The sequence below is a fragment of the Streptomyces sp. NPDC037288 genome, assembly GCF_055603265.1.
Genome location: NZ_JBVJVY010000151.1, coordinates 1 through 3,882 on the forward strand (window position 1 = coordinate 1; position 3,882 = coordinate 3,882).

Consider the following 3,882-nt stretch of genomic DNA (forward strand, 5'->3'; position numbering starts at 1 on the left):
TTTTCCGGCCGCACTCGCCAGGGCGGCTTGACGAGCTGAGGGCCTGAGGTGTCTTTCTCGGACTCGCCGCAGCCATGTGCTGCTACAAACGGCTCCTCAAACTGACCATGTAGGACACGGTCCGAGATCACCATGCCGTGGGATTGCGGGCAGCACCCGTTGTCATGGGCGCGCCTGTTGTGGCGCCTGGCCAGACGGGCTGCTGGCTCCTGGATAGTCGTGGCGCATGTAGCGGCGGGCCTCGGTCCACTTGTCGTTCCACGTTGGTGCGGAGGCGGAGCTCCTTGTTCAGCCGCTCCGGCGAAGACCTCACCCCCAGCGTCCGAAAAGTGCTGGTGTCACAAGACCCCGACGAAGCCCTGAGGATCTCGTTCGCTCGCTTGGTCTCACGGTTCTCCCGCTTCGGCTTCTTCCCTGTTCGGGGAACGTACGGCACGCGGCACTCGTCGCTGTGGCCGCTCGGGCCGATCCTCCTGATCCTCTCGTGGGCAGCGATCCGAAAGTATAGAAAGGTGATATGGATGAATTATCCGGTCAGAACGGGCGCAAGGCATCCGATGTGTCCGCGACGACATCTGAGCACGGTCGGGATTCTCGTCAAGAACAACGGCACCACGGGCGAGAGCAGCCAAGTGCGCCTGGGCAGAGGGAAAAGTCCGGGCAGCTGCGGCAGCGGCTCTACTCGCTGCTGAGTGTGCGTAGCCTCGCCGGCCAAGTCCTCCTCCTGCAATTGGAGGTCGTACTGCTGCTCGTCGCAGCGACGCTGGTCGCTCTCGTCGCGCAGGATCGACGCGACAGTATGGCGAATGCCCGGAACCGGACGCTCATCACTGCGCAGACGTTCGCGAACTCCCCGGGGATCGTAGGGGCACTGAAGGGTCCGCACCCGTCCGAGGTGCTGCAGCCGCACGCCGAGGCGGCGCGGAAGACAGTGGGCGTCGACGCCGTCATCGTGTACCGGCTCGACGGAATCACCCTCACCCACAGCGACCCGCACCAGATCGGGAAACGTGTGATCGGTCCCTATGCGGAGGCCGCGACCGGCAAGCCGTTCACCAGGACCTTCCAGGGACCTTTGGGGCTCTCCGTGATCTCGGCAGTCCCCGTCCGAGCTCCGGACAACTCGGTCGTCGCCATCGTCTCCGTCCCCGTCACGGTCGAGAAGGTGCAGTACATGGTCAACCGGCAGCTGCCGGTGCTGTTCGGCGGCGCTGCCGCGGCTCTTCTCATCGCCGCAAGCGGCTCGGGGCTGGTGAGCCGCTGGTTACGACGGCAGACCCATGGCCTGGGGCCGGGCGAGATGACCCGGATGTACGAGCACCACGACGCGGTCCTGCACGCCGTACGGGAAGGGGTACTGATCATCGGCGGTGACGGCCAGCTGATGCTGGCCAATGACGAGGCGCGGCGGCTGCTGCACCTGCCGGCCGACGCGGAGCACCACTACATCACCGATCTCGGTCTGGAGGAAGGTCTCGCCGACCTGCTGGCCTCCGAACGCCTCGCCACCGACGAGGTGTGTCTTGCGGCCGACCGGCTGCTCGCGGTCAACAAGCGGCTCACCGCACCTCACGGACCGGCCGGCAGCGTGGTGACACTGCGGGACACCACCGAGCTAGAGGCTCTCTCCGGCCGGGCCGAGGCCGCCCGCGAGCGACTCAATTTGCTGTACGACGCAGGGCTGCGGATCGGCACCACTCTCGATGTGAAGCACACCGCCGAGGAGCTGGCGGAGGTGGCCGTCCCGCGTTTCGCCGACGTCGTCACCGTCGAGCTGTTGGACCCCGTCATCCAGGGCGAGGAGCCCTCCAGTGCACCCGCCGGGATCACCGAGATGCGTCGAACCGCAGTTGCCGGCCGGGACGCTGACCATCTCTTCCGCCCCGTCGGTGAGCTGATCCATGTCGTCCGCGACCATCCCATTTGCGTGGCGATGACGAGCGGCCGGTCGGTCCTGGTGAGGGAATTGAGCACTTCCGACGGCTGGTGGGCCCAGTGCGAGTATGTCCAGCAGAGCCTCGACCACGGAATCCGCTCCCTGCTCGTGGTCCCGCTGCGGGCTCGTGGCGGACTGCTGGGAATGGTGGAGTTCTGGCGCGCCGACAGCTCCCCCTTGTTCCATGACGAGGACGTGTCCTTCGCCGAGGAACTGGCCACCCGGGCAGCGGTATGCATCGACAACGCCCGCCGTTACACCCGCGAACACGCCATGGCCGTGGCCCTTCAGAAGAGTCTGCTGCCGCGCGAGCTGCCCGAGCAGTCGGCCCTTGATGTGGCCTACCGCTACCTGCCGGCCCAGGCCGGGGTGGGCGGGGACTGGTTCGACGTCATCCCGCTCTCCGGCACACGCGTGGCGCTGGTGGTCGGTGATGTCGTCGGCCATGGTCTGCACGCAGCGGCGACCATGGGCAGGCTGCGCACCGCCGTTCTCAACTTGGCGAGCCTGGACATGTCCCCGGAAGAGCTGTTGAGCCGACTGGACGAGCTGGTGGCCCAGATCGATGCCGAGGAGGCGAACGCAGGGGAGGACGGGCAGGCCATGGTCACCGGGGCTACCTGCCTCTACGCTGTATACGACCCCACATCGGGGCGATTGCTCCTCGCGACCGCGGGCCATCCAGGACCGGCGGTGGTCCAGCCCGACGGTACCGTGGACTTCCCCGAGATGCCTGTCTCCCCGCCACTGGGCCTGGGTGCCGGTCTGCCCGTCGAGTGCGCCGATCTGACGGTGCCGGAGGGATCCGCGCTGGCGCTCTTCAGCGACGGACTGGTCGAGGACCGCGACCGCGACCTGGACGTCGGGCTGGAGGCCCTGCGCAACGCTCTGGCAGGCCCCACTCGCACCCCGGAGGCCATCTGTGAAGCGGTGATGGCAGCCATGCTGCCGGACCGGCCCAGGGATGACGTTGCGCTGCTGGTGGCCCGCACACACCGGCTCGATTCCGCACACGTCGCCGAGTGGGAGGTGCCCCGTGACCCGGCGGCTGTGGCCCCGGTGCGCACCGCCTGTGCTCGCCGACTGACGGAGTGGGGCCTGGAGCAGGTCGTCTTCACCGCCGAACTCATCCTCAGCGAGCTGATCACCAACGCCGTCCGCTACGGCACCGATCCCATTGGCGTCCGGCTGCTGCGTACCGCGCCGATCAGCGACTCCCCCGCAGGTACCTTGATTTTGGAAGTCTCCGACGGCAGCAGTACCTCCCCCCGACTCCGCCGCGCGCGCGTCACCGATGAGGGCGGCCGCGGACTCTTCCTGGTCGCCCAGTTCGCCGAACACTGGGGCACTCGCTATACGTCCACCGGCAAAGCCATCTGGGCGCAACCGTTCCTCCACGGCGGCGCAACGCCGGCGGCGGAAGGGCTCGGCGAGTTCCTCTTGGACCAATGGGACGACGAGGCACTGTGAAGGGGGCCTTCGGCCACTGTGCGGTCGCGTATGCCGCGTTAGGGCCGCGACGGTGAGGGGCTCGGGTTGGGCGAAGGCCCGCTTGACCGGGCTGCGAAGCCGGGCGTGCGCCCGGTTGACGGACTGCCGGGATACGGTCAGCTCACAGCCGCGGCGCCGCTTGAATGGGGTGCAGAAAGGCCCGGCCAGCTCCGACGTAGGTTTTGTCCGCAAGGGACGGGAATCTTCAGGCGTTCACATGCGGTGATGGTGCGGCCGGAGGTAGTCCGGTTTGGCCCGTCGCGGGGCGCGGGTGAAGGACGGGGCCCGGTTTGCCGGCAGCGCGGTCACGCTGTGTGCGGAGGCGTGGGCGGTGGCTTCGCTGATCCGGAAGTTCGCAGCGAACGCCACCCGTTGGTCGACCAGGTCGATGGCCGGGGCCACGGGCATGTCCCAGTCCGCGATCTCGCGGATCTGGCGGGCGTTCGCGCTGGCAC

General features: G+C 67.9%; 1 protein-coding gene and 1 pseudogene. One reads left to right on the forward strand and one right to left on the reverse strand.

The annotated features are described in order from the left end of the window. Positions 1-517: 517 nt before the first annotated feature. Positions 518-3,406, forward strand: coding sequence for a SpoIIE family protein phosphatase (locus tag ACZ7GZ_RS42545; protein ID WP_471033159.1), 2,889 nt, complete (start codon positions 518-520; stop codon positions 3,404-3,406). A 234-nt stretch (positions 3,407-3,640) separates the two neighbouring features. On the opposite strand, the pseudogene ACZ7GZ_RS42550 reads toward ACZ7GZ_RS42545, so the two are convergent. Then, a pseudogene (locus ACZ7GZ_RS42550) lies at positions 3,641-3,882 on the reverse strand (hypothetical protein); the annotation flags it as partial.